Genomic DNA, 26,182 nt, shown 5'->3' on the forward strand with positions numbered 1-26,182 from the left:
AAGGTTAGGCTCGTGAGTATGAATTTTCCCGCAGTGGCTGGCACGCCGCGAAGAAGCGCGTTCTCTGTAGCAGCGGTTTTGTTACTGAGTGCAATATTGGCCGGCTGCACGGCTTTGCCCGCACAGCCAGAATCTGCGCCGGGTGAGACCCCAACAGTGGCCTCCAACGAATCCCCAAGTCCATCACCTGTGGCCTCGGATGTCGCCTCACCACCTGCTTCCACCCCAAAGGATCGGGCGTGCGACGGGGATCAATGTGTTGAGGTGGCGGTCACGGGAGACATCTTGCTGCACCCTGCGCTCTGGGCTCAGGCGGAATCCGATGGGCATGGTGAGCTGAATTTCTCGCCGCTGCTTGCCGGAATCACCCCTTACCTCGCGGAGAGTGATCTGGCCCTATGCAATCTTGAGACCCCTGTCGCTGCGGCGGATGGTCCCTTTAGTGGCTACCCCATGTTTGTAGTGCCGCCGCAAATCATTCCCGCCCTGAAAAAGGTAGGTTATGACGGCTGCACGACGGCGAGCAACCACTCGATGGACGCCGGCGCCGCGGGAGTTAGGCGAACACTTGATGCCCTTGACGCCCAGGACATGGTTTACACCGGCTCCTACCGCAGCGCGGCAGATGCAAAAGCACCGTTGCTGGTGGACGTTGACGGCGCGCGTATCTCTGTCATCGCCGGCACCTTTTCACTTAATGGAGTCGCCGAAGATGCGCCGTGGCGAGTTGATGACATCAACGAGGAATCACTGCTCGAAAGGGCAAAGGTCGCACGAGCCGCCGGTGCTGACATTGTGATAGCGGCACTCCATGCCGGGGCCGAATATAGCAACACGCCCACCGCCGAACAGCTTGACCTCTACCGCTCACTGGCCGACAGCGGAGCGTTTGACTTCATCTATTCACACCACACGCACTCGGTCCTACCCATCGAAAAACGCGCGGGCACATGGATTGTCTACGGATTGGGTAACTCCGTAGCCAAACACGCCACGGCCACTGTGCTGAACAAGGAAGGTTTGAGCGTCAAGATGCAATTTGTCCGTACCGGGGATTCGTGGAAAGCGGGGAACTTGGTGTGGGCTCCACACATCATGAGCGCTAACCCGATTAGGTGGTGCGCACTTCCGGCAACCGAGCCCTGCACCACGAAGGCTGGGGATGCTGCATCCTTGAAGCGGACCACCGACACGGTGAATTCGATGAATGCGCGCGGCTCCGGCGCCAAAATGTGGTTACTTTCCGCTCCATGAGTAGGGTAGCCGCGGGCGTCACGAAAATAACGCCAGCTTCACGGGTGGGTTTACGCTGAGCTGTCCTGAGCAATCCATCGGATGATGCAGGAGGAATACCACCCCGTACCCGCGAACTAGAAAGTGATCGATGATGTTGCCACGAGTTGGAGTCCTTGCGTTGCAAGGGGATGTACGTGAACACCTAAAAGCGCTCGAATCTTTGGGTGTTCCAGTGGTGGCAGTGAAGAAGCCAGCGGAGCTCAACGAGGTCGACGGCCTAGTGATTCCGGGCGGGGAATCAACAGTGATCGATAAGCTCGCACGCATGTACGGCGTCGCGGAGGTGCTTAAAGCCAAGATTGCCGAAGGTTTCCCGGTCTACGGATCCTGTGCGGGAATGATCATGCTGGCCAACACCATCGCGGACCCCACAAAGAATCTCAAGGGCGAGCCCCAGCAAAGTTTCGGTGGAATCGATATGGTGGTTCGACGCAATGCTTTCGGGCGTCAGGTTGATTCTTTCGAGGTTGATCTGACAATCAAGGGCCTCGACACCTTGCCAAGTCAAGATCCAGCTCACGCTGCGGAGCCAGTGCGCGCCGCATTCATCCGGGCTCCCTGGGTGGAAAGCGTGGGGGATTCAGTTGAAGTTTTGGCCACGATTCCCGCCGAAAACACGCCTCGGAGCGCGGATGGGGTTCGAATGGCTAGAATTGTTGCAGTACGTTCGGGAAATTTGTTGGCGACATCCTTTCACCCCGAGGTGAGCGGAGAGCGACGAATCCATGAACTTTTCATCCAAATGATAAGAGGAGACGCGTAAGCATGTCCGGCCACTCCAAATGGGCAACAACCAAACACAAGAAAGCCATCCTTGACAGCAGGCGCGCGAAGTCGTTTGCCAAGCTGATCAAGAACATCGAAGTTGCAGCCCGTGCCGGCGGCGCAGACCTGGCCGGTAACCCCGGGCTCGAACTCGCCGTAGCGAAGGCCAAGAAGACCTCGGTGCCCAGCGACAACATCGACCGCGCCGTCAAGCGTGGAGCTGGTTTGACCGGTGAGGTCATTGACTACTCCGAGATCATCTACGAGGCACGTGGCCCCCAAGGTTCTGCCGTGCTGATCGAGTGCTTGACAGACAACAAGAACCGCGCCGCCTCCGAGGTTCGCATCGGGATCACCCGCAATGGCGGATCGATTGCCGATCCCGGCTCCGTGGCCTACATGTTCGCCCGCAAGGGTGTTGTCGGGCTGCCGAAGAACGGCCTGACCGAAGACGACGTGCTGATGGCAGTGCTCGACGCGGGCGCCGACGAGGTCAAGGAAGCGGGGGAATCTTTCGAGATTCACTCCGAGCCCACCGACCTGCGCGCCATCGTTGCGGCACTCGAGGAAGCCGACATCGCCTACGAGAGCGATGAGATCGAATTCGTTCCGTCGATGCAGGTGGAACTGGACGCCGAAGGCGCCCGCAAGTTCCTGAAGTTGGTCGACGCGCTCGAAGAGCTTGATGACGTGCAGAACGTCTACTCGAACGCCAACATCAGCGCCGAGGTCATGGCAGAACTCGAAGAGGACTAGTTCCACAATGGCTCTGCGAGTGGTGGGTGTCGACCCCGGCCTGACCCGTTGCGGTCTGGCCGTGGTCGATATTGAACCCAACCGTCGTGCCACGCTCATTGATGTTTCGGTAGTGGGTACCCCTCCGGGGACCCCGTTGGACCAGCGCCTGCTGGCCATTGCCGAGGGCATCGATGCGTGGCTCGATAAGCACCATCCCGATGTGCTGGCGCTCGAGCGAGTCTTCAGTCAGCTCAACGTCAGCACGGTGATGGGCACAGCGCAAGCCTCCGGGGTAGTGATCGTTGCGGCCGCACGCCGCAATATCCCCGTCGCGCTGCACACCCCCACCGAGGTCAAGGCCGCTGTGACAGGTAGCGGCGGCGCGAATAAGAATGCCGTGGGCAAAATGGTCGCCAAGATCCTGCGCCTGGATGAACCGCCGACGCCCGCCGACGCTGCGGATGCTGCGGCCTTGGCCATCACGCACGGCTGGCGTGGGGCAGCCTTTGGCTCCTCCGGTGCGGCAGCCTCGGCGTCGGGATCACGTCCCAGCGGTGGGACATCGGGCCTGACCCCTGCCCAACGGGCCTGGATTGCCGCCGAAGCCAAGGCCCGCACGGTTAAGTCGCGGTAGTAACGAAACATCCTTCGGGGAGTTGGGCCGTGGAAGCTGTAAGCTGTTCGTAGATATATTCGTATGGCTCGCGGTTTCGAAGAACAAATCCACGTAGCCCAGCACCACCGGAGGTCGGCCCCACATGATCAGTACGCTGCGCGGAGTGCCGCAACAGGTCAACCTCAACAGCGCCATTATTGAAGTTGGCGGCTTCGGCATGCTGATTCAGGCCACCCCCCAGACACTTGCCACCTTGCAGGTCGGCCGTGAGGTCCTGGTTCACACCTCCATGGTGGTCCGTGAGGATTCGATGACCCTATTTGGCTTCGCTAGCGGCGAGGAATGTGAAGTCTTTGAGATTCTCACCGCAGTCTCCGGCGTTGGCCCACGCACCGGACTGGCGATTCTTGCGGTGCACACCCCCGAAGAAGTCCGCATCGCCGCCAGCACCAAGGACACAAAGGCCTTCACCAAGGTTTCCGGCATCGGGCCCAAGGGCGCCGAACGCATCGTGCTGGAACTTTCCGGCAAGCTCACCCCGACCGGTGCGCCGGTACCGGCCGGCAGTTCCAAGACCCGTGCGTGGGAACCACAAGTTCTGGAGGCGTTGACGGGTCTGGGGTGGACCGAGCGCGATGCCCTGAAGGCGCTGGACGCGCTGGCCAAAAACGAACCTCAGATCGTAACAAGCGGCAGCGTGCCGGAAATTCTTCGGGCGGTGCTGCGCTCCCTGGGGCGTGGAAACCGGCCCGGAAACTAGGAGTAGGACATGACCGAAACCGGCGCACTGACCAATGCGGGATCCGAACCCGAGGAGCGTGTGCTCGAGGCTGCCCTGCGTCCTAAGAACCTGGACGATTTTGTTGGACAGGCTCGAGTGCGCCAGCAACTCTCACTCGTGCTTGAGGCCTCAAAAATTCGAGAGCGCACCGCCGACCATGTGCTGCTCTCTGGCCCTCCGGGTCTGGGCAAAACGACCTTGTCGATGATCATCGCCGCGGAAATGAACGCACCGCTGCGCATTAGCTCGGGACCGGCCATTCAGCATGCCGGTGACTTAGCTGCCATCCTCTCCTCACTAACGGAGGGTGAAGTGCTTTTCCTCGACGAGATCCACCGGATGAGCCGCCCCGCCGAGGAAATGCTCTACATGGCCATGGAGGACTTCCGGGTTGATATCATCGTGGGCAAGGGCGCCGGGGCCACGGCCATCCCACTTGAATTACCGCCCTTCACCTTGGTGGGCGCCACGACCCGAGCTGGCCTATTGCCCGGGCCGCTACGCGACAGATTCGGCTTCACCGGACATCTGGAGTTCTACAGTGTCGAGGAACTTGAACTGGTGTTGCGGCGTTCGGCCATGATGCTTTCGCTGAAGGTCAACTCCGCGGCGTTCTACGAAATTGCCTCGCGTTCGCGTGGAACCCCGCGTATTGCCAACCGCTTGCTACGTCGCGTTCGTGACTGGGCGCTGGTGAATCGGCTCGAAAGCATTGATGCTCGCGCGGCTTCGGCGGCTCTTGATATGTATGAGGTGGACGCCCGAGGGCTTGATCGCCTGGATCGTTCGGTGCTGCTGGCGCTGTGCACCAAATTTGGTGGGGGACCGGTGGGCCTGTCCACCCTGGCCATTGCGGTTGGTGAGGAAACCGAAACGGTGGAAACCGTCGCCGAACCCTTCCTAGTGCGCGAGGGTTTGCTCGGCAGAACCCCGCGCGGGCGCATCGCCACGGCTGCGGCGTGGAAGCATCTGGGGCTACGTATGCCAGCTGACGCCATTTTTGCCAGCCAGAGTAGTGGCGAGCTCGATTCCGAGGACGAGACTTAGCTCACGGCGAACATCGTTGTGGGCTAGCCAGCGGGATCTAGACGATTGGCCGAGCGAATGCCGTCAATGGTCAGGGTTTGTTCATGTAGTCCCTATAGTATGGATAGGCCTACCGGCTGCACAAAGTCCACTGTGTGTGCCGATGACACTGACTTAGAAACAGGTATCCACACGTGAACGATTTTGTTCTGGCCCAAGCCGCTACCGGTGAAAAGGCCGCATTCGACCCGACCATGTTGATCATGCTCGCCGCATTCGCCCTGCTGATCTTCATGATGATGCGCGGCAAGAAGAAGGCTGCCAAGGCTCAGGAAGAGATCCGTTCCAACCTCGCCGTTGGTGCCGAGGTCATGACCCAGTTTGGTCTTTACGGCACGATTGCCAGCATTGACACCGACGAAAACAAGATTGTCTTGGAAGTTTCTCCGGGCAGCTTCGTCACCGTTCACTCGCAGGTTGTTGCCAAGGTAGTTGCCTCGGATGAGGCAGTTGCCGAGGCTCCTGTCGTGATTCCGGATGACGCATCGTCGCTGACCAGCACCAACACCGAAGCCACCGCAACGGATCTCACCGAGACCCCGGAGGAGTCCTTGCGTCGCCTCAACGACGAAGGTAAGGGCCCCAAGGCCTAATTTTTGGTGCCATGAGCGTCAAAAATTCCTTCGCGTAGCAGCGAACGGCAGCTGGATTACCGCGGGTGAAATTCTGCGGGTGAGCGATCCAGTCTTGGCCAGACTTCACCAAGCGGCCCGGAGCGACTCTTGATTCCCCTAGTGGGAGAGGTCGTCTTCGGGTTTTCCGCCGAAACTTCGTCCCCGTCAGGGCGGCGGAACAACCAGAAAGCCTCACGATGTCATCTATTGGCCCGATCAAGCAGGCGCGTAAATCCCTGCTGTGGCTCGGCGTTATCTTCCTCATCTCGGCCGCCATCCTCATTACCGGCGTGCTCAGTGGGAAGGCTGCTTTTGCCCCCAAGCTTGCCCTCGACCTCGAGGGTGGCACCCAAATGATTTTGTCACCGCGTGTCCAGGGTGGCAGCGCCGCGACGCAGGAACAGCTGGACCAAGCAGTGGAAATCATTCGCCAGCGCGTGGACTCTACCGGCGTATCAGAAACCGAGATCACCACACAGTCGGGCCGCAATATTGTGGTCTCCATGCCTGGTGTTCCCGATTCTCGTACCCGCGAGCTCATCCAGGCTTCGGCCAATATGGAGTTCCGCCCGGTCATCTATTCCGGTTCGTTCACCGCGACCCCCGAGGACCAGCGTCTGGCCAAGGCCGATTTGCCCAAGCCGTCGGCGAAGCCCGAAAACGGTTCGGATCTGAACTGGGTTGACGCCGCGCTGTACCAGGAATTTGAGAAGTTTGACTGCCCCACGGTGCTGGCCAACGGCTCCGATGAGGTGCACGATCCGGCCAAACCGCTGATTTCCTGCGACCCGGACATGGGCGCTAAATACATCCTGGGTCCGGTTGAGGTCCCCGGTGCCGACATCGCCGATGCTTCCTTCGGCATGGCACGCGGTACCCAGGGCGCCGTTACCGGCGAATGGGCCGTCACCTTGGTCTTCAACGATGACGGTAAGTCGAAGTTCGCCGAGGTCACCAAGCGCTTGGTTCCGATGACCGGAGCCCAGCACCAGTTCGCCATCGTCTTGGATGGAACGGTTATCTCCGCTCCGACGGCCAATGCCGTTATTTCCGATGGACGCGCACAAATCACCGGCAACTTCACCGAGCAGAGCTCCAAGGCGCTGGCCGATCAGCTGAAGTTCGGCGCACTGCCGATCAGTTTCGACATCCAGTCAGAGCAGCAGATCTCCGCCACCCTCGGCGCGGATCAGTTGCGCAGTGGCCTCATCGCCGGCCTCATCGGTATGCTCCTGGTCGCCATCTACTCGATCTTCCAGTACCGACTGCTCGGCTTGGTGACCATCGTGTCACTCGTCGCCTCGGGCATACTGACCTACCTCGCTCTGGTGCTACTGGGTTGGTCAATGAACTACCGGCTCTCGCTGGCAGGTGTTGCGGGTCTGATCGTGGCCATCGGCCTCATCGCCGACTCATTCATTGTGTACTTCGAACGTATCCGCGATGAACTCCGTGATGGACGACCGCTGGCCTCCGCCGTGGAGATTGGTTGGAAGCGCGCCAAGCGGACCATCCTGGCTTCGAAGGCAGTCAACGTTCTGGCCGCAGTGGTGCTGTATATCGCCGCAGTGGGCAACGTCCGAGGCTTCGCCTTCACCCTGGGCCTGACGGCAGTTGTCGATATCATCATCGTCTTCCTGCTCACCCACCCGATCCTGCAGCTGATCTCCAAGACGAAGTTCTTCGGCGAAGGACACCGCTTCTCGGGACTTGATCCTTCGCTGCTCGGAGCCGTACCGCTGTACCGCGGTGCCGGTCGAGTGCGTAGCTTCAGCCCCGAAGCCGAGGCGGCTCGCGGTAAGAAGAACGCCAAGGCAGCCTCCGAAGCCGAGCGTCGGCAGACCATCGCCGAGCGACGCAAAGCCGCGACCACCACCGCGGTCCCCACCCAGCAGGACGAACGCGCAGAGAAGGATTCCACCAATGGCTAGTCTCGCAAGCTGGGGCAATGAGCTCTACACGGGCAAGCGGTCCTACCCGTTCACCGGCAAACGCAATCTCTGGTTCGCCATCTCCGCCGTCCTGGTGGTTCTCTCCATCCTGGTCCCCATCGTCAAGGGCGGATTTAATCTCGGCATTGAATTCCGCGGTGGATCCGAATTCACGATTTCCAAGGTCGTCCACAGCGACATTGCTCCCGGAGAAGAAGCGGTCATCTCGCTGGCGCCGGATCATCACCCGCGTGTCACCAACATCGCTCCGAACACCATGCGTGTGCAGACCGACAAGTTGACCGATGATCAGACCCTTCAGATCGCCGAATCATTGGCCGGTGCCTATGGGGTCAGCAAGTCGGAGGTAACCTCCACTTTCGTCGGCCCGACCTGGGGTGCGGATGTATCCAAGCAAGCCCTCATCGGTTTGGTCGTATTCATCCTGCTGGTCTCGTTGCTGATGGCGGCATACTTCCGCACCTGGAAGATGTCACTCGCGGCAATCATCGGGCTGCTCCAGGTGGTCATCATTACCGCCGGGATCTACGCTCTCTCCGGTTTCGAGGTCACCCCCTCGGCGATCATCGGCTTCCTGACCATCCTGAGTTACTCGCTTTATGACACAGTGGTGGTCTTCGATAAGGTACGTGAAAACACCGCCGGTTTCCTTGACCAAAAGAAGCGGAACTTCGAAGAGCTGGTGAACCTGGGTATCAACCAGACACTGGTTCGATCGATCAACACCTCGGTTGTAGCAGTGCTGCCGGTCGCGTCGATTCTGTTCATCGGTTCTTACCTTTTGGGTGCCGGAACGCTCAAGGATCTTTCCCTGGCACTGTTTATCGGCATCATCGTCTCCGCGCTTTCCACGCTCTTTGTGCAGGCGCCACTGTACTCGTGGCTGCGACACCGTGAGCCAGAGGTACAGGCTCACAACAAGAAGCTGGCGGACTATCGTCTGACCAGCGCATAAGGCGCAGACGTCACTGCCCGTTTCGCGGGCGTTGGGCGGCGAGCTCACGGAGGGAACTCCGTGAGCTCGCCGTCCTTTTTTGGTCCCGAAGTGCTATAACCTAGCAAGAGGATGTTTGACGGACGTTCACCTTCGGTCTTGCAGGGCCGGAAGTACGTGCGTGAACAAGCGTTTGAACAGCAACGAACGACATGCGGCGTCAGCGTTACACGAGGGACCCCGATCGAGAGGAGGCGCCAGATGGTTGAGAACCATGGTGTCATGATGCCAGGGGGCCCACCAGCGGCACCAAAGCGCGGAACAATCTCCCGTCTGGTCCGCCTGGCCGGACGGGGAACCACCGCCCAGCCCCCCACCCTGGAACCCTTGCTGCGCACGGTACGGGCACAGCATCCCAAGGCAGACATTGATCTGCTCGCCCGCGCCTATGCCGTGGCAGAGCACTTCCACGAAGGTCAAAAGCGTAAGAGTGGTGACCCTTACATCACCCACCCCGTCGCCGTGGCAACCATCCTGGCCGAAATGGGTATGACCGGGGCAATTCTCGCCGCAGCGCTGCTGCACGACACCGTTGAGGACACCGACTACTCCTTAGAGACCCTGACCCGGGAGTTCGGCGAAGAAATCGCCAAGCTCGTTGACGGTGTCACCAAGCTAGATAAGGTGCAGTTCGGCGAAGCAGCCCAAGCCGAAACCGTGCGCAAGATGGTCATCGCGATGTCCAAGGACATTCGGGTGCTGCTAATCAAGCTCGCCGACCGTCTGCATAACGCACGCACCTGGCGCTATGTTTCCCCGGAATCCAGCGCCAAGAAGGCACGCGAGACACTCGAGATCTTCGCCCCGCTGGCACACCGGCTCGGCATGAATACCGTGAAGTGGGAGCTCGAGGATCTGTCCTTCGCTGCGCTTCACCCCAAGGTATACGAAGAGATTGTGCGGATGGTCGGGGAGCGCACCCCGGAACGCGAAAAGTATTTGACCACGGTTCGCGCCGCAATCTCCGAAGACATTGTCCAGGCCCGACTCAAGGCCACCGTCAGCGGACGACCCAAGCACTACTACTCGATCTATCAGAAGATGATTGTTCGCGGTAAAGACTTCGACGACATCCATGACCTGATGGGTGTGCGCGTCCTGGTCGACAGCGTTAAGGACTGTTATGCGGTCTTGGGACTCATGCATGCGCGCTGGACGCCGCTACCCGGGCGCTTCAAAGACTACATTGCCCTGCCCAAGTTCAACCTGTACCAGTCGCTGCACACCACGGTGATTGGCCCCGGCGGTAAGCCGGTGGAGATCCAAATCCGCACCCACGACATGCATCAGCGTGCCGAGTACGGTGTGGCGGCGCACTTCAAATACAAGCACGGCACTCCCACGGACGGTCACACCGTGGAAGACCAGGACATGGACTGGCTGCGCAGCCTGATGGACTGGCAGCATGAAACCAGTGACTCCAACGAATTCTTGGATTCGCTGCGCTATGAGATCAACACCGCCGAGGTCTTTGTTTTCACGCCCAAGGGACAGATCATGTCTCTGCCGGTGGGGGCCACCCCGGTGGACTTCGCCTACGCGGTGCACACCGATGTTGGTCATCGCACCATCGGTGCGCGAGTTAATAGCAAATTGGTGCCGTTGAATTCCGAATTGCACCACGGCGACATGGTTGAGGTATTCACCTCAAAGGCCGAAGGAGCAGGCCCGTCGCAGGACTGGATTGGCTTTGTTAAGTCCCCGCGCGCCAGGAACAAGATTCGCCAGTGGTTTACCAAGGAACGCCGCGAAGAGGCCATCGAAAAGGGCAAGGAACAGCTGACGAAGGCGTTGCGGAAGAATAATCTTCCGCTACAGAAGCTGATGACTCACGACGTGCTCTCCGCTGTCGCCCAGGAATTGCGCCATCATGACATCTCCGCGCTGTACGCTGCCGTGGGTGATGGGCATACCTCCGCTCAGAACGTTATTGAACATCTCACTGCACTGGTCGGTGGCGTGGGCGCCGAGGTCGAGGAGGTCTTGGAAGAGACCCCGATCTACGCGGTGCCCAGCCGTTTGGCCGACTCCGACGCGGGAGTCATTGTCCCGGGTGCTGGCGAGGTGCTGGCCAAGCTGGCACGTTGCTGCACACCGGTGCCACCGGATCCGATCCGTGGCTTTGTTACCCGGGGATCTGGAGTTTCGGTGCACCGCACCGACTGCGTGAACCTGAAGGAGCTCGAGCAGCAGCCCGACCGCCTGGTTGAGGTGCAGTGGGCGCCCACCAAGTCCAGTGTCTTCCTGGTAGAGATCCTCGTTGAGGCATTGGACCGCAAGTCCCTGCTTTCGGACGTGACGCGGATCCTCTCGGAAAACCATGTCAACATCTTGGCCGCCAGCGTTTCCACCTCACGTGACCGCGTTGCGTTCTCCCGTTTCGCTTTTGAGATGGGCGATCCGAAGTACCTGAGCCACGTCTTGAATGCGGTACGTCGCATTGACGGGGTGTACGACGTGTACCGTACCTCCGGGGGAAATCGACGCAGTTAGAGCGTGCATCACACCGTCGCGCGCTGTATTGGACGCCGGGTCACAACTTGCCGCTGGCGAGTTCGTGACCCGGTGTTTCGCTTTTTCGGATCACGACGTTGATTCATGGGCGGAATCGATTTATCTCATGGATTGGACTAACTCTTCTGGCGGAATCTAGACTGACGAGTACTTGTCGGTCGATCAAGCACCTTGGGTGCGAGTGGATCATTCCGCCTGAATCTTCGAAGGGTTTTCATGTCGCGCGCGCTGGGCAGTAAATACACGATCGAGGAAAGCATCGGCCGCGGGGCCATGGGCGAGGCCTACCGGGGAAACGACCACCAAGGCCACGAGCTCGCGTTCAAAATCCTTCATGCCGAGCTGGCCAGTGACACCGCGTTGGTCGAACGCTTTATGCGCGAACGCTCCATCTTGTTGGCCCTACGTGGGGCAAACCTGGTGGAAGTGCACGATCTGGTCATTGAGGGCGACACCTTGGCCATTGTCATGGATCTGGTGGCCGGTGGAGATCTGCGCCAAGCTATCCTGAGCCGCGGTCCGTTCATTCCCTCGGAAATCTGTCGGATTGGTGCCGGGATCGCCAGCGGCCTATCGGTGGTTCACGCCGCCGGGATCGTGCATCGCGATATCAAACCCGCCAACATTCTGCTTGACGGGCCGACCGCTGCTCCCATTCCCAAGCTGACCGACTTCGGCATTTCCTCACTGATCGATGTTGACCACGTGCGCAGCACCACCGTGGTGGGAACCCCGCAATACATTGCCCCAGAGATTGGCGCAGGCCATAACGCGCTGCCGGCCTCGGATCTGTATTCGCTGGGCATCGTGCTGTACGAAATGGCCGTGGGAGTGACGCCGTTTGCCGGTGACTCGGTCATGGCGGTGCTGCTGCGCCACGCAACAACAACGGCTGCTCGTCCCGAGGGGATTCCCGATGCCCTGTGGGACATGATCACCTGGCTTCTGGCCAAGGATCCCACCCAACGCCCCGCAGATGCCGCAGCGGTCGAAGATGCGCTCCTGAAGCTGGTCCGGCAGTTCTCCGGCATAGCAGCCGCCGAGCGACTCGAGGCTCCCTTGGCCCCGCTGCCGCTAACTGCTGCGGGCGCGCCCGAGTCTGTATCCCTGCCGGCACCGCCGCAGACCCCGGCCGTGGTGTTGCCGGCAACCGACGGTATCTCGGAGCCAGAGGTGGTGCACGAGGAGGGGGAAGCGACAGAAGTCTTCCAACCTACCGAGGTGCTGCCCACGTCCCGTGGACATGTCCCTGTCACGCCGGGCGCCAACGGGGTGATGCCGCCGGCGAGCCCGCCGCTGGCGCCACCGTTGGGTCCCACGGTGTACGGCGATGGTCCTAACGGTTTCGCGCCCGATGCGCCCTCCGCCACATCTGGTGGATCGAGAGGCGCCTTGATGGTGGTCATCGTCGTGGCGTTACTGGCCGTGCTCTTGGCTGCGGCAGGGGTGTTCGTTTTTCTCAACGGCCAGAAGAACGACCCCGATCCAGTACCCAGCCCACAGGTGACACCCACGGCCACGGCGGCCAAAAACATTGCTCCGGACCTGCGTGGCATGAGCGTGAGTGAGGCGCGCAACGCACTTCCTGCGGAGGTCAAACTGGAACTCATTGGTACCACCTCACCAGATGTTCCAGTGGGTAAGATCAGCGAGCAGAATCCAGCACCTAGCGAGCCGCTGGGGCAAAGTCTGACCGTTGGTGTTGTGGGTGAAGATCAGGAACCGCCGAGTGAGGGAGCGCAGAGTGATGAACCGGAGCTCCCGTCTCCCGAAGCGATAGGCTCACCACTACCCGCCGAAGGCTCGCTGCTGTCCATTGATGGGGCCACAATGAAGGGCGTTGTTCACGCCACGGCACTCGGCGCCAGTGTCTGCACCACCGGGCAACCAAAAAGCGGGAGTGTCGTTTATGACCTCTCCGGAGACTACGACAAGCTCACCATGATCGTGGCCCTGGCCAATGTGGAGCAGGAAAGTGTTACCGCGGTACACGTCGAGGCACTCATCGACGGGGTTGTTTTCGACTCCGCCACCATTTCAGATGTCTCTTACCGCGATTGGGATATTGATCTGGCCGGTGTTGAAAAGCTGGAAATCAACTGGCAGGAAGAAACGTGCGGGTCAGAGTCAGCAATGCTCGGGTTTGGTAGCCCCGTCTTCACCCCAACCGCCGACTGAGCACCGTTGGCATCGCGCTGCTTCAGGCAACGCCATGCCCCGGCGGCTGGACCGCTTTGGTATCAGTCAATGTCCGCAAGCTCTGCGCTCATGAGCTTGGTGATGGCGAGCAATGCTCGGCGGCGACCCGGCCTCCGCGCTTGCTGAGCGATGGTGATGAACATTTGTCCGTAGTCGCAGCGTAGGTGTGCGCTCGCGTTGATGGCGGCAAGAATCGGCAGCGACTCACGTAGTTCGGAATTAAACGCGACGTCCATCGCGGTGCGCAGCGGCGAGGTGACGGGCACGTTGCCGTAGAGACAGATCTGCTCGTCATCCAGCGGTCCCTCGGAGAGACGAAGCACCATTCCCGCGGTGGGCGCGCAGGGCCGATGATAGCGCGGCACCATGATATCTATTTCGCGTGGCATCGGTGCACAGCCGAGGATCCACGCTGCGGTTCCCTTACAGAGCGCACGTGAGGGCACTAGCTGCTTTCCAGCCACGCACGCCGCCACCTGAGCGCGCGTGAGCGGCACATCGGGGTACACCGTTGACACATAGGCACCTGGCAACACTTCACGCAAGGCACCGCGTAGGCGCAGAGCCTGCAGCTCGTTGAGCGTAAAGGTTCCCCCTACGAGGATTACTGGGGGAGCGCCCGCTGTCGTTGGGGTAGCGGTAGGAAGATCGGTGAGATGTTTGCCACCGGGTGTGCGCTGCGTTGTGGCCATGTTTTGCATGGTCTAACTCTCACAGCTCCCGACGTCCAGCGTCAGGGCAGTGCCCCAAATTGTGGATAACCAACAGGGCTCTTGGGCGGGCGCGGCGTGAAACGGCGTTAAACACTTCGGGTGGGCACGGTTCACAAGAACCGTGCCCACCCGAAGGCGCTGCTAATTAATAACTACGCGAGGTCTGCGGAAGACTTCTGCAGCGTCTCGAGCCACAAACGACGAGCGTCAAGTGCCTCCTGAGCCGCCTTGATCTTGGACTCGACGCCCTTGGCCTGTGCCTTGGCCAGATCGGCTTCCAGTCCGGCGATGGCATCTTCGAGCTGGGTCAGCATCGAGTTTGAGCGTGCCTTGGTCTCCGGGTTGGACCGGCGCCACTGCTCGTCCTCGGCCGAACGAACTGCCTCTTCAACCTGACGCAGCGAGGATTCAACGCGCTGCATGTCGGCGCGCGGCACCTTGCCCGCTGCTTCCCAACGATCGCGGATCGAATCCAGCAACTTCTTGGTGGAGTTCAGATCCTTGATCGGCAACAGGGCCTTGGCCTCAACAAGCAGGGCCTCCTTGACGATGAGGTTCGCACCGAACTCTTCGTCAATGGCGGCGTTCGCGTTCAGGCGGGCCTCGAAGAAGACGTCCTGGGCGGCGCGGAAGCGAGCCCAGAGAGCGTCGTCATCCTTGCGCGAAGCGCGCTTGGAGGACTTCCACTCATCCATCAGACGGCGGTACTCCCCGGCGGTGACTCCCCAGTCCGTGGAGCTGGAGAGCTCTTCGGCACGGGCAATCAATGCTTCCTTGGCGCCCTTGGCCTCGGAGTTGGTGGCATCAAGCTGCGAGAAGTAAGCACGACGGTGACGATCAAAGGTCGTGCGAGCCCCGCGGAATCGCTTCCACAAGGAATCCTCGGTGGAACGTCCCAGACGCACGCCCGACTTCTGTGCGGTCTTCCACGCATCAAAGAGATCGTTCATACGGTTTGAACCCTGCTTCCACTGAACAGTGGAGGGATCCAGGGCGGCCAGAGCCTCGGCCTCGGCAACGATGGCCTCGCGGGCGGCCAGCTCGGTGGCTCGCAGCTCGTCGGTGGCCTTGCGTTCGGCAGCAACCAGCGTGGCTACGGCACCGCGTGCGGTTTCGATGCGAGCTTCCAGGGCCGGGATATCGCCAACCATATTCCGCTCGGCAACCGTGGCGGCCAAGTGATCAAGAGTCTTATTCATGTCCGAGCTCGGTGCCTTAGCCGCTACACGCTGCTCCAGGAGCATCAGTGCGGAGACGACCTCGTCGTGCTTACGCACGAAGTATGCCAGTGCCTCTTCGGCCGTGGCATCGGGGTACTGACCCACCGGGTGTTCGGTGCCATCAATGATGACAAAAACATGGCCGTCTTCGGAAACGCGGCTGATCTTAGCGGCGTCTTCCAACGGGGTGGAGAAGGTTGGGGGAGTTGCTACCGGGGCAGGGGCCTTGGCTGCGTGCTTTCCGGCCGGACGCGGGGCCCGGGGGGAAGGGACCATGGCTGCGGGGCTCGGTGCTGCTGCGGGGCTCGGTGCTGCTGCGGGGGTCGGCGCCTGTTCGGCTGCCGGGGTTTCTTCCGTCGCCGGTGCTTCTTGGGCGGCGGGCTCTGTAACCGGAGTTACCTCCGTAGCTGCCTCGGCCTGCGCCGGGGTGCTTTCGGGTTGCTGCTCCTCGGCCATTGCTGCTGGCTGGAGATTGTCGTCGGATTGCTGACTGGTGGTCACCGCTGAAACTCTTTCGCTTAGGTTCGGCCCCGGTAATATGCACTGGGGCACAACTGTCTCCGCCACTTTACCCGTCCGCTTGTGCCATTTGGTACTCTGCCGCGGTAAATCGATGCGCGAATAGCGTGGTTTCGCGCTCGGCGCAGTCACACCCCCAGTAGACTTGTGAGCGCCGTGGGCCCATAAAGCACCAGCATTCAGTACTGCTCGTCGCATCGGGCCAACATCACGGCATCAGCTTTCCCTCTTCTATAGGAGTACAGACTTCATGGCACGCAAGGCCTCACTATCCGGCTTCCCCGAATGGCTTCCACAGGAGCGCGCGGTGGAACAGCATGTATTGGACACGCTGCGTCGGATCTTCGAGCTGCATGGTTTTGGCAATATTGAGACCCGTGCCGTGGAAACCGTTGGCCAGCTCCTGCGTAAGGGCGAGATCGACAAGGAGGTCTACGGGCTTTCCCGTCTGGCCGCCGAGGAGTCGGCTAAAAACGACCCGAATGCCCTGGCCCTGCACTTTGACCTCACCGTCCCCTTCGCCCGCTACGTGGTGGAGAACGCCGGGCACTTAGCCTTCCCGTTCCGTCGCTACCAGATGCAGAAGGTCTGGCGTGGTGAACGCCCGCAGGACGGCCGCTTCCGCGAATTCACCCAGGCCGACATCGACGTGGTCGGTGACGGTGAGCTGCCCTTCCGTTACGACGTGGAGCTGGCCCTGGTGATCGCCGAGGCACTGTCGGCCCTGCCCATCGGTGACTTTAGGCTGCGCGTGAATAACCGCAAATTGGCTGAAGGCTTCTACCTCGGACTGGGTCTGAGCGACACCGCCGGGGTTTTGCGTTCGATCGATAAGCTGGAAAAGATCGGTGCCGCCAAGGTTGCCGAGGCGCTAAAAACCGAATTGGGTGCCACCGACGAACAGGCTGCCGCCGCGTTGTCGTTGGCCCAGATTTGCACCGACGATATTTCCTTCGTGGAGCAGGTGCGGGCCCTGGGCGTGAGCCACCCGCTACTCGAAGAAGGACTTGACGAGCTCTCGCAGGTCATCGAGGCAGCGGTGCGCCGGGCACCAGGCAAGGTAGTGGCCGATCTGTCGATTGCCCGCGGTCTGGATTATTACACCGGCACCGTCTACGAGACGGTCCTGGTTGGCCACGAATCACTGGGCTCAATTTGCTCGGGCGGTCGTTATGAGTCATTGGCCTCCACCGGTAAGAAAAACTACCCGGGTGTGGGGCTGTCCATCGGCGTGACCCGCTTGGTCTCTCGCATGCTGGCCGAGGAAACCGCCACCGCAGCACGCACGGTACCCTCCGCGGTGCTGGTGACGCTGGCCAACGACGATTCCTGGAACGAGGCGCAGGATGTTGCAGCGGAACTTCGCGGTCGCGGAATCGCCTGCGAAGTTGCTGCCAAGGCAGATAAATTCGGCAAGCAGATCAAGTACGCCGATAAGCGCGGCATCCCGTTCGTGTGGTTCACCTCTCCCGAGGGCACCCATGAGGTCAAGGACATCCGCACCGGCGAACAGATCTCGGCTAACCCAACCACCTGGATCCCCGCCGCCGAGGACCTGCTCAATACGATCACGGCGAACCGCGACTAATCCCAACACAGCGTCCCAATGCCCACCGTTTGAGGCCGACTCGTGGTGAGTCAGCCCACAACGATGGGCATTGGGACAACTTGGGTCTGCCGCTAACGGTAAACTCGCACATAGATTCTTCCCAATTCCGCACCCCGCGGGCGCTCCGCTGAAAATAGTGGCGGCAGCCCGAACCCGGGAACCCCACGCGGAAATTTGCACCTTTGTAGAAAGGAATGCAGTGCTACGCACTCATCAGCTCGGCACCTTGAGCGCCGAGAACATCGGAGAAACAGTCACTCTTACCGGTTGGGTGGCCCGCCGCCGCGACCACGGCGGGGTTGCCTTCCTAGATTTGCGTGACGCCTCGGGCTTCGCCCAGGTAGTGGTGCGCGATGAGGAAGATTTCCACCCGCTGCGCAACGAATTCGTCCTGCAGATCACCGGCAAGGTCGAGCGTCGTCCCGAGGGCAACGAGAACCCCGCACTGGCCACCGGTCAGATCGAGGTCATCGCCGATTCCGTGGTGGTGCTGAACACCTCCGCTCCGCTGCCCTTCCAGATTGATGAGCACGTAGAGGTTGGTGAGGAGGCGCGCCTGCGCCACCGTTACCTGGACCTTCGCCGTCCCACCCCGAGCCGCAACATTCGTTTGCGCTCCGAGGCCAACCGCATCGCCCGCAACCTGTTGCATGACGACGGTTTTGTGGAGATTGAAACCCCAACGCTGACCCGTTCCACCCCCGAGGGTGCCCGCGACTTCTTGGTCCCGGCACGTCTGGCTCCGGGCTCCTGGTACGCACTGCCGCAGTCCCCGCAGCTGTTCAAGCAGCTACTGCAGGTTGGTGGCTTTGAGAAGTACTACCAGATTGCTCGCTGCTACCGCGATGAGGACTTCCGCGCCGATCGCCAGCCGGAATTCACCCAGCTGGACATCGAGGCATCGTTCGTCGAGCAGGATGACATCATCGCCCTCGGTGAGTCCCTGGTACAGGCCATCTGGAAGCTGATCGACGTCGAGATCCCGACCCCGATCGCCCGCATCACCTACCACGAGGCCATGGCCAAGTACGGTTCTGATAAGCCGGATCTGCGCTTCGGCCTTGAGCTGAGTGACATGACCGACTTCTTCAAGGACACCGAATTCGGCGTCTTCAAGGCCCCGCACGTCGGTGCCGTGGTCATGCCCGGCGGCGCCTCACAGCCCCGCCGCACCCTGGACGGCTGGCAGGAATTTGCCAAGCAGCGTGGGCACAAGGGTCTGGCCTACGTCCTCTACAAGGAGGACGGCGAGCTCGCCGGCCCGGTCGCTAAGAACCTGACCGACGTTGAGCGCGCCGGATTGGCCGAGGCCACCGGAGCCACGCCCGGTGACTGCATCTTCTTCGCCGCTGGCGAAAAGAGCGAGGCACGTGCCCTGTTGGGTGCCGCCCGCGTGGAAATCGGTCACCGCACCGGCTTGATCAAGGAAGGCGACTGGGCCTTCGTTTGGGTTGTGGACGCTCCCATGTTCGAGCCCGCAGCGGCAGCGGTCGCCTCCGGAGACGTGGCAGTGGGAACCGGCGCTTGGACGGCCGTACACCACGCCTTCACCTCACCGAAGCCCGAATTCATGGATACGTTCGACACGGATCCGGAAAACGCCTTGGCCTACGCCTACGACATCGTGTGCAACGGCAACGAAATTGGTGGCGGCTCGATCCGTATCCACCAGGCCGATGTGCAGCAGCGCGTCTTCAAGATGATGGGTATCGACGAGGAAGCCGCGCAGGAGAAGTTCGGCTTCCTGCTCGAGGGCTTCAAGTTTGGTGCCCCTCCGCACGGAGGAATCGCCCTGGGTTGGGACCGTGTGTTGCAATTGCTCACCGGTTCGGACTCGATCCGCGACGTTATCGCCTTCCCGAAGACCGGAGGCGGCTTCGATCCGCTGACCAGTGCTCCGGCGCCGATTACGGCTCAGCAGCGCAAGGAAGCCGGCGTTGATACGAAGCCGGAGGCCAAGAAGGCCGAAACTAACGAATCGGCCAAGGCCGAAGCAAAGTAGTCTCACTCCCGCCAACCGCGGGATCTTAAGAGGGCGCCCACCGCACACGGTGGGCGCCCTCTTTCACGTTCTCGCTGAGACCGGGGGAGTGGCACGCTCGCTGCCTTCGCGTATCTGTTTGCCGGTTCAGGTTTCCTGCTCTCCTGCCCGTTTGCTGTGCTTCCGCGACGCGGCAAGTACGGTCCAGAGGCTAGCGCTGCCGGCGAGCCGTGTGACCAGTGCCGGATTTGCTCAAGTCCTTGGCACGTGGGTGGGGAAAAGTCACTCACAATGGGGATAACGCTGGTACTATTTTATATCTAGATAAATTTTTGACTTAGTACGTATTTTGGCGGCGTGCGTACCGAACGTACCGCACCAACCAGAGAAAGGCCACGACATGACCGCCTCATTCTCGAGTGCACCCAGTGCTCCTGGCGCCACAACATCCGGGAACAACCGCACAACTTCGGGGGAGTTCTCATGCTGAGCGGCGGCAAAGAATTCCCCAGTAGTTGGCAACGAGCACTGCTGCCGATGAGTTTGCTTGATGCCCTGGAGCAGACTCCCAACCACGGTTATGCGCTGGCTCAAATGCTTGAAGCCCGGGGCTTCTCACCCATCAAGGGTTCCACGCTGTACCCGGCGTTGGTGAAGCTCGAAGCGGCGGGATACATGGAGAGCACCTGGGAAGACGGCGATGGAGCACCGGGGCGCAAGGTATACACACTCACCGGCACCGGCAGAGGACATCTCGCCGCGCAACGCGAACTCTGGTCGTTCTTCCGTGAGGCCGTGACACGACCATGACACAACAGATTTCTTCTCCTGACCAGCAGCCGCGGCAAGGACCATCCAGCCATTTAGCAACACCCGGAGGAGCATCATGAGCCACGAAACGCACAAAAAAACCGCGTGGAGCGATGAACTTGAATTGTGGACGCCCCAGGAACGTGAGTGGGCTGAACTCGCAGCGGCATCCATGGTTTTTGCCGATGCATCGGCTGATGCCATTGGTCCTGCGCTGGCTGAGGTCCGTAAGTCGGTGGCCGGCAGCGGCCAGACACCTACCGAGCTCTTCGGCGAGCCAGTACTCTTCGGGAGAACTCAAGGCAAGACGCTTCGTGCTCCCGTTACTGTCCTGGAGTCCGGCTTGCCCTTCCCCGGCGTCTCCAGCACGATCGCAGGAATGCTGATGGGACTCGGTTTCCTGATATTTGTCCTCGGCATCTGGCTGGGATTCGACGAGGGATGGACGATAGCCAGTTTCACTGTTTCGGTCATGATCCTCTTCCCCGCCGTCTTCGTCCTGGTCGGCATCGGCCTGTGGGGATGGGTTCTGCGCACGCGCGGCCGGCTCCGCACCGCCATAGTCATATGGGCAAGCACGGTGCTCGCAACCGGTGGTCTGATAGCGACAGTGGCCAGTCAGGAAACCTGGAACGTCCCTGGACCACCGAACTGGGTCATGGCGCCAGTCGGTGCCGGACTGCTGATTCTTGGCCTTTTGAGCCCACATTCCAAGGACCGGGCATTGGAAGATGATGCCCAGTGGGACGACGAACGGTGGTTCACCCATGCACAGGACCTGCTGCGTGGACGCTACCTCTTTTCCAAGGCTCAGGCGGTCGCGGCACTGCGAGAACCGCGCGAACATCGGAGACTTGCCGGGACACACCATACTGCTGCGCAGGAATTCGGTAACGTGGAACTTTTTGCCGCCCAGCTTGCTCCGGGTGTTCGTACACCACTGCTGCGCGGAGTTGTGCTCCGTCGGGCCGGATTCAGTCTGGTGATCCTCTGCTTTGGAATTTCGATCGTCTCAGAGTTCATCAACGAACCAGTCGGCGCGTGGCTGATCACTAGGGCAGTTATCTGGACTTTGCTCGCAGTGGGAATCATCGCCTCATGGTTACCCAAGCGCATCCGCGAAGACATTAAGGAAGCCGGCGACCTACGCAAAGCCGATGCCCATACCCTTTCGGGCGACGAGTCGAGAGACTGAGGAACTTAACCCCGGGTAACGTTCTTAGTGTCCTAGCCCGGCAGGTCGTCGGTATCAACAATCAGCGTGTAGGGTCCCGAATTCACCAGAGAAACTTCCATCATCGCGCCAAATTGGCCGCATTCAACGCGCGCACCCAGGGCACGAAGTTCGGCCATGAATTGCTCATACAATGGTTCACTCACCGCTCCGGGAGCCGCGGCACTCCAGCCGGGACGTCGCCCCTTGCGAACATCGCCATAAAGCGTGAACTGACTGATGACCAGAAGCGGAGCGTCTAGGTCCTCGCAGGATTTCTCTCCGGGAAGCATGCGTAACCGCCAGACCTTCGCTGCCAGCTTCGCGGCCAACGCGGGAGTATCGGCGTGAGTGACGCCCAGTAGAACTACGAGTCCGGGCCCGTCAATCTTTCCGACGACAACTCCCTCGACCTCAACCGAGGCCCGGGACGCCACCTGCAACACTGCGCGCATTATTCCACCTTCACATCGTGTGCCCGAGGTCGGAGCCTAACGGCTGCCTAGACTCCTTCGAGCATGACGACTCTATCGATTAAACGGCATTGTCCGCATCTTGCTCCGCGCGATAGTACTGCCCGAACCACGTACTGCCCCAGCGAAGGTGTCCGCTGGTGGAATAACTCGGGAAGCGTTCACTTTCCCGCACATTGGGCTTCTGCTCCGATCGCTGAAGCGCGGACGCGGCAGACTTATGGACATGGGCACACCAGTATCCTCGCCCCGTTTGGGGCTTGAACCGATTGCGGAAATCGGCCAAAAAATGGCTGCCTTGGTAGCGGGCTTTGCTGCGGCTTCCGAGCTACTACCGATGGCCCTCTTGGATGCTGCGGGGTGCGCGACGTTTCTGGGCCTGCTAGAACGACTCCAACGCAAGATCGCCTACACCCAGCTGGTCATCACCGCGCGAGCAGACGCCACGCAAATCCACCGTCTAGATCCGTTGCTGGCACATGAGATCGACCTCATGGTCGCCGACCCACAATGCTTGGCCAATGGTGAGAAGCAAATTCCCAGCGAAGTTCTGCGCGAAGGGATGGCGCCACAGCGCAACACTCAGGCCTTTATGCAAGCGCATCTGCATATCTCCGCGCCCGAAGCCCGGCGGCGTCTCACCGGAGCGAAGCTATTGGTGGCCCCAGATCCCCACGACATGGCAGTCGATGTACTTCCAGCTGCATCCAGATATCCGATCCTCGCGCAGGCTGCTGCCGATGGCAGTGCGGATGTTGGCAACCTCATCACTGTTGCTGGCCAATTGGATTCAATGCAGCCTCGCATCGAACCGCGTGCCGACGCAGCCACTCTCAATACTGCTATCGAAGAAACGCTGGTTCACGAAGCCAGAACCGGGGAGCCCAAGTCGTGCGGTAAGGCTTTGCGTGATTGGGGGAAGCTATCTTGCTGAACATGGCACGCCCCTGAGTGATGAGGAAATACGCTCCAAGAGGGGCTTGTTCTTCCGCGGGTTACGCGACGGCAATGACGAGTACTTACTGCGTTGCGATCCGCTAGACAGTGAGGTCATCAGATCTTTCTGCGAGGCCTGGACCAACCCACGTTCGCATAAATCCGCACCATTCTCCGCGTCAACATCGCCAAGTACTGCGTCTCCCCAGAATGTGCGGGATTCCGGTTGGGATGAACCTCGCCAACCGGATGCCGGCTCGGTTTCTGGGACCCCGACATTTTCACCCGCTGGTGCGCCAATTCCCCAATGGGCAAGGGCCACCGATGCCAAGTCAGTGCCGTTGAGCCAGCTGGATTGTGGGCTTCCGCCAGACGGCTCAGGCTTTGAGTCATTCGCGGATAAAGATCCTCGTAATACCCCTCAATTGTGGCTCGATGCCATCATCGCGGCGTGTTCGGGCGCCCTGAGCGGCAGTGACATGAGCCAGACGGGTGGAACCAAGGTAAAAATCAGTGTGCTGATCGGTTATCGCAGCCTGTTGGGACAAGCCGAAGATGCAGGACTGACAGCCGGTGGACGAGCGATTTCGGCAGAGAACATCAGAAGGCTTGCCTGCAATGCCGATATCCTCCCCGCCGTGTTGGGAACGGAAGGAGAAATTCTCAATCTTGGGCGTGAATCTCGTGGATTCTCTAAGGCACAACGAAAATCCATGGCGATCAGGGACAGGGGATGCATCTATCCTGGCTGCACCCGAACGGCCGCAACGTCAGAAGCCCATCACGTAAAGTCGTGGCTCTCAGGTGGCGAAACTAGCGTCGCAAATAGTTCGACCCTGTGCCTTTACCACCACCTTCAAGTGCACGCAGGACTGATCACGCTGCAATCCATCGGAGGAATTCCCTACGTAATTGCCATAGCGGGCCAGGCACGCGGGGATCCGCAACGCAATTTGTATTGGCACCCCGAACTGCGCACCGCGGGCTACACCCAGCCGATGTTTGACTGACCCCGGCGTTCACGTGTCATCTCTTGCTTTCAAACTCCCGGGCGCTCTCATTTCCTGCATCTGAGAAGGACAACCCCCAAGTCCTTCAGATCGTTTGGACATGGCAGCACCCGGGCCCTTGTTACTGTCAGATCGACAGGCGCGTCGATAAGGAATCCGCGATTCACCAACCCTGTGACCGTAGAAATTCCCGTTACAGATGACACATTCGGGCCCCACAACCACTGGAAGCTCGGCGTCCCTGAATTATGGGTGGTCGCCCCTGAACTAGGCTGGGGGAGTGAATGATCTGCTCAGTGCCTTGGGTGACGACGAGGAAAACGACGAAGAACATGTGCGCCCGCGCGCACCCCTGGCCGTGCGAATGCGCCCTCGTTCGGTAGAGGAGCTCGTTGGCCAACAACACCTGCTGAGGGCCGGCTCACCGCTCCTTCAGCTGGCGGGGATCGATGGCCCCGGTCCATCGGGTCCATCGAGTATCATCCTCTGGGGCCCGCCGGGGACCGGAAAAACCACGATCGCTCACGTTATTGCGCGCGCTCCGGGTCGCCGTTTCGTCGAACTCAGTGCCATTACTGCCGGCGTCAAGGATGTCAGGCGGGTCATGGACCAAGCGCTGGAAGATCGAGATCTGCGCGGACTCACCACCGTCCTTTTTCTTGATGAGATCCACCGCTTCAACAAGGCGCAACAGGACGCATTGCTCCCTGGAGTGGAAAACCGCTGGGTGGTCTTGGTAGCGGCAACGACAGAAAACCCGTCGTTTTCCGTCGTGTCCCCGCTGCTTTCACGCTCCCTATTGCTGACTTTGCGGCCGCTGACCGAGGATGACATTGCAGGGCTGATCACTCGAGCGCTCAGTGATGAACGCGGTTTCAATGATGAACTTGTGCTCGAAGCTGCCGCCGCGGATCACTTGGTACGCATGGCCGGTGGCGATGCTCGGCGTGCATTGACGGCACTCGAGGCCGCCGCGGCGGTTGCCTGGAGCGCCGCTTCTTCCCAGGGGCTTTTGCATCGTGGCCCGCGCCAAAGCACTGTCGTTCACGAAGCGGATGTCGAGACTGAGACGACGGACCCCGAGCAGACCAGGGATTCCGAGGTCGAGGCAACCGAACCCGGTACGGACCCGGCTCAAGAAGAAGACGCCGAATCACGCGATGACTCTCACGCCGATGAGGCATCCCCAGACGCACGGAATGATGCAGACACTGAGAAAGAAGCGCACGCTGACAATGATGCGTTAAATGCTGCGGGCCAGATCATCATCACCATCGATCACACCGAACGCGCGATGGATGCGGCCGTTCAACGCTATGACAAGGCTGGAGACCAGCACTACGACATCATCAGCGCGTTCATTAAGTCTGTACGCGGCTCGGATGTTGATGCGGCATTGCACTACCTTGCCAAAATGCTCGAGGCGGGTGAAGATCCCCGGTTTATTGGCCGCCGCATCATGATCAGCGCCTCCGAAGACATCGGAATGGCTGACCCCACCGCTCTGCAAACGGCAGTCGCCGCGGCCCAAGCGGTTCAGCTCATTGGTATGCCCGAGGCCCGCATTATCCTGGGCCACGCGGTGGTGCACCTGGCCACGGCCCCCAAATCCAACGCCGCTTACAACGCCATCAACGCCGCGGTTGCTGATGTGCGGGCGGGGCGTGGACTCGGCGTCCCGATGCATCTGCGTGATGCTCACTATGCCGGAGCCGGTCGCCTCGGCCATGGCAAGGGCTACAAATATTCACATGACGCACCTCATTCAATCGCCACGCAGCAATATGCACCGGATGATTTGTTGGGCGTGGACTACTACCAGCCCACGGCCAACGGTGCCGAACGCTCAATCGGGGAACGAGTTACGCGCATTCGTGGCATCATCCGGGCCAAGGACCGCAGGGGCAAATAGGAAGGGGGATCTCGTCCGCTGATGAACGTCACAGGTGGGCGCATCACCTGCAGTGCACTTCGACTTTGGTCCCGGTGGTAGGATTGATCCTTGGCTGGCAAGCTGTCTAACCGCTAACCATCTGGAACTTCGGTCCCGGAAGGTTAACACCGTGACAGTTGCAGTGACTAGGGATGCGGTTTCCCACAACTCTCCATCATGGAGGCCAGGCCCAATGATAACCGCTCAAGA

General features: G+C 60.4%; 21 protein-coding genes. 18 read left to right on the top strand and 3 right to left on the bottom strand.

The genetic code is table 11. From position 1 onward, the window contains the following. Window positions 1–264: 264 nt before the first annotated feature. The 11 genes from HED64_RS08855 to HED64_RS08905 all read left to right on the top strand — a co-directional run bounded on the left by HED64_RS08855 (window position 265) and on the right by HED64_RS08905 (window position 13,534). On the top strand, window positions 265–1,254 hold the full coding sequence (locus tag HED64_RS08855; protein ID WP_342590685.1) for a CapA family protein: 990 nt from the start codon (window positions 265–267) through the stop codon (window positions 1,252–1,254). A 130-nt stretch (window positions 1,255–1,384) separates the two neighbouring features. Next, complete coding sequence (pdxT, locus tag HED64_RS08860; RefSeq protein ID WP_168151668.1) at window positions 1,385–2,059, top strand: pyridoxal 5'-phosphate synthase glutaminase subunit PdxT; 675 nt, start codon at window positions 1,385–1,387, stop codon at window positions 2,057–2,059. 2 nt (window positions 2,060–2,061) lie between these two features. Continuing rightward, window positions 2,062–2,817 (top strand): YebC/PmpR family DNA-binding transcriptional regulator, encoded by a 756-nt coding sequence (locus HED64_RS08865; RefSeq protein ID WP_168151669.1) that lies wholly within the window; start codon window positions 2,062–2,064, stop codon window positions 2,815–2,817. Window positions 2,818–2,824: 7 nt separating this feature from the next. Continuing rightward, a complete protein-coding gene (gene ruvC / locus HED64_RS08870) occupies window positions 2,825–3,433 on the top strand; it encodes a crossover junction endodeoxyribonuclease RuvC (RefSeq protein WP_168151670.1) in 609 nt (202 codons plus the stop codon). Between the two features lie 124 nt (window positions 3,434–3,557). Next, window positions 3,558–4,175 (top strand): Holliday junction branch migration protein RuvA, encoded by a 618-nt coding sequence (gene ruvA / locus HED64_RS08875; protein ID WP_168151671.1) that lies wholly within the window; start codon window positions 3,558–3,560, stop codon window positions 4,173–4,175. Between the two features lie 9 nt (window positions 4,176–4,184). Further along, a complete protein-coding gene (gene ruvB, locus HED64_RS08880) occupies window positions 4,185–5,243 on the top strand; it encodes a Holliday junction branch migration DNA helicase RuvB (protein ID WP_168151672.1) in 1,059 nt (352 codons plus the stop codon). 173 nt (window positions 5,244–5,416) lie between these two features. After that, complete coding sequence (gene yajC, locus HED64_RS08885; RefSeq protein ID WP_342590686.1) at window positions 5,417–5,875, top strand: preprotein translocase subunit YajC; 459 nt, start codon at window positions 5,417–5,419, stop codon at window positions 5,873–5,875. A 218-nt stretch (window positions 5,876–6,093) separates the two neighbouring features. Next, complete coding sequence (gene secD / locus HED64_RS08890) at window positions 6,094–7,827, top strand: protein translocase subunit SecD (RefSeq protein ID WP_168151673.1); 1,734 nt, start codon at window positions 6,094–6,096, stop codon at window positions 7,825–7,827. Continuing rightward, window positions 7,820–8,803, top strand: a complete 984-nt coding sequence (secF, locus tag HED64_RS08895; protein ID WP_168151674.1) for a protein translocase subunit SecF — start codon at window positions 7,820–7,822, stop codon at window positions 8,801–8,803. Before secD ends, secF begins: the two co-directional genes overlap by 8 nt. A 240-nt stretch (window positions 8,804–9,043) precedes the next feature. Continuing rightward, a complete protein-coding gene (locus HED64_RS08900; protein WP_168151675.1) occupies window positions 9,044–11,335 on the top strand; it encodes a RelA/SpoT family protein in 2,292 nt (763 codons plus the stop codon). 237 nt (window positions 11,336–11,572) lie between these two features. After that, a complete protein-coding gene (locus HED64_RS08905) occupies window positions 11,573–13,534 on the top strand; it encodes a serine/threonine-protein kinase (protein ID WP_168151676.1) in 1,962 nt (653 codons plus the stop codon). A gap of 62 nt (window positions 13,535–13,596) precedes the next feature. Here the strand turns inward: HED64_RS08905 and HED64_RS08910 are convergent, their stop codons facing one another. Then, window positions 13,597–14,247, bottom strand: a complete 651-nt coding sequence (locus tag HED64_RS08910) for a type IV toxin-antitoxin system AbiEi family antitoxin (RefSeq protein ID WP_168151677.1) — start codon at window positions 14,245–14,247, stop codon at window positions 13,597–13,599. A gap of 173 nt (window positions 14,248–14,420) precedes the next feature. Then, the gene (locus HED64_RS08915; RefSeq protein ID WP_168151678.1) at window positions 14,421–15,989 is read right to left on the bottom strand and encodes a DUF349 domain-containing protein; all 1,569 of its coding nucleotides are present in this window, start codon (window positions 15,987–15,989) and stop codon (window positions 14,421–14,423) included. Between the two features lie 268 nt (window positions 15,990–16,257). On the opposite strand from HED64_RS08915, the gene hisS reads away from it, so the two are divergent. The 4 genes from hisS (at window position 16,258) to HED64_RS08935 (ending at window position 21,602) form a co-directional block, all read left to right on the top strand. Continuing rightward, a complete protein-coding gene (hisS, locus tag HED64_RS08920; protein ID WP_168151679.1) occupies window positions 16,258–17,595 on the top strand; it encodes a histidine--tRNA ligase in 1,338 nt (445 codons plus the stop codon). Between the two features lie 220 nt (window positions 17,596–17,815). Next, window positions 17,816–19,618 (top strand): aspartate--tRNA ligase, encoded by a 1,803-nt coding sequence (aspS, locus tag HED64_RS08925; protein WP_168151680.1) that lies wholly within the window; start codon window positions 17,816–17,818, stop codon window positions 19,616–19,618. Between the two features lie 462 nt (window positions 19,619–20,080). After that, complete coding sequence (locus HED64_RS08930; RefSeq protein WP_132363664.1) at window positions 20,081–20,407, top strand: PadR family transcriptional regulator; 327 nt, start codon at window positions 20,081–20,083, stop codon at window positions 20,405–20,407. A 76-nt stretch (window positions 20,408–20,483) separates the two neighbouring features. After that, entirely contained in the window at window positions 20,484–21,602 is a 1,119-nt protein-coding gene (locus HED64_RS08935) for a hypothetical protein (RefSeq protein WP_168151681.1), read from the top strand. 32 nt (window positions 21,603–21,634) lie between these two features. Here HED64_RS08935 and dtd read toward each other — a convergent pair whose 3' ends face one another. Further along, window positions 21,635–22,075: a D-aminoacyl-tRNA deacylase gene (gene dtd / locus HED64_RS08940; protein ID WP_168151682.1), complete on the bottom strand. Its 441-nt coding sequence runs from the start codon at window positions 22,073–22,075 to the stop codon at window positions 21,635–21,637. A 244-nt stretch (window positions 22,076–22,319) separates the two neighbouring features. Here dtd and HED64_RS08945 point away from each other — a divergent pair, with 244 nt between their 5' ends. The 3 genes from HED64_RS08945 (at window position 22,320) to HED64_RS08955 (ending at window position 25,951) form a co-directional block, all read left to right on the top strand. After that, window positions 22,320–23,027: a hypothetical protein gene (locus HED64_RS08945; protein WP_168151683.1), complete on the top strand. Its 708-nt coding sequence runs from the start codon at window positions 22,320–22,322 to the stop codon at window positions 23,025–23,027. A 343-nt stretch (window positions 23,028–23,370) separates the two neighbouring features. Continuing rightward, window positions 23,371–24,039 (top strand): HNH endonuclease signature motif containing protein, encoded by a 669-nt coding sequence (locus tag HED64_RS08950; RefSeq protein WP_168151684.1) that lies wholly within the window; start codon window positions 23,371–23,373, stop codon window positions 24,037–24,039. Window positions 24,040–24,319: 280 nt separating this feature from the next. Next, complete coding sequence (locus tag HED64_RS08955; protein WP_168151685.1) at window positions 24,320–25,951, top strand: AAA family ATPase; 1,632 nt, start codon at window positions 24,320–24,322, stop codon at window positions 25,949–25,951. Window positions 25,952–26,182: the final 231 nt, after the last annotated feature.

Origin of the sequence: Paeniglutamicibacter terrestris (assembly GCF_012271785.1) — a bacterium.
In the GTDB taxonomy this organism is placed as follows: Bacteria; Actinomycetota; Actinomycetes; order Actinomycetales; family Micrococcaceae; genus Paeniglutamicibacter; species Paeniglutamicibacter terrestris.

What these genes read in the sequence shown, in the direction of transcription:
- secD (WP_168151673.1), top strand. Translation starts at nt 6,094, where the DNA reads ATGTCATCTATTGGCCCGATCAAGCAGGCGCGTAAATCCCTGCTGTGG.
- HED64_RS08945 (WP_168151683.1), top strand. Translation starts at nt 22,320, where the DNA reads ATGGGCACACCAGTATCCTCGCCCCGTTTGGGGCTTGAACCGATTGCG.
- ruvC (WP_168151670.1), top strand. Translation starts at nt 2,825, where the DNA reads ATGGCTCTGCGAGTGGTGGGTGTCGACCCCGGCCTGACCCGTTGCGGT.
- ruvA (WP_168151671.1), top strand. Translation starts at nt 3,558, where the DNA reads ATGATCAGTACGCTGCGCGGAGTGCCGCAACAGGTCAACCTCAACAGC.
- HED64_RS08900 (WP_168151675.1), top strand. Translation starts at nt 9,044, where the DNA reads ATGGTTGAGAACCATGGTGTCATGATGCCAGGGGGCCCACCAGCGGCA.
- HED64_RS08910 (WP_168151677.1), bottom strand. Translation starts at nt 14,247, where the DNA reads ATGGCCACAACGCAGCGCACACCCGGTGGCAAACATCTCACCGATCTT.
- dtd (WP_168151682.1), bottom strand. Translation starts at nt 22,075, where the DNA reads ATGCGCGCAGTGTTGCAGGTGGCGTCCCGGGCCTCGGTTGAGGTCGAG.
- secF (WP_168151674.1), top strand. Translation starts at nt 7,820, where the DNA reads ATGGCTAGTCTCGCAAGCTGGGGCAATGAGCTCTACACGGGCAAGCGG.
- HED64_RS08935 (WP_168151681.1), top strand. Translation starts at nt 20,484, where the DNA reads ATGAGCCACGAAACGCACAAAAAAACCGCGTGGAGCGATGAACTTGAA.
- HED64_RS08905 (WP_168151676.1), top strand. Translation starts at nt 11,573, where the DNA reads ATGTCGCGCGCGCTGGGCAGTAAATACACGATCGAGGAAAGCATCGGC.
- HED64_RS08930 (WP_132363664.1), top strand. Translation starts at nt 20,081, where the DNA reads ATGCTGAGCGGCGGCAAAGAATTCCCCAGTAGTTGGCAACGAGCACTG.
- hisS (WP_168151679.1), top strand. Translation starts at nt 16,258, where the DNA reads ATGGCACGCAAGGCCTCACTATCCGGCTTCCCCGAATGGCTTCCACAG.
- pdxT (WP_168151668.1), top strand. Translation starts at nt 1,385, where the DNA reads ATGATGTTGCCACGAGTTGGAGTCCTTGCGTTGCAAGGGGATGTACGT.
- HED64_RS08865 (WP_168151669.1), top strand. Translation starts at nt 2,062, where the DNA reads ATGTCCGGCCACTCCAAATGGGCAACAACCAAACACAAGAAAGCCATC.
- ruvB (WP_168151672.1), top strand. Translation starts at nt 4,185, where the DNA reads ATGACCGAAACCGGCGCACTGACCAATGCGGGATCCGAACCCGAGGAG.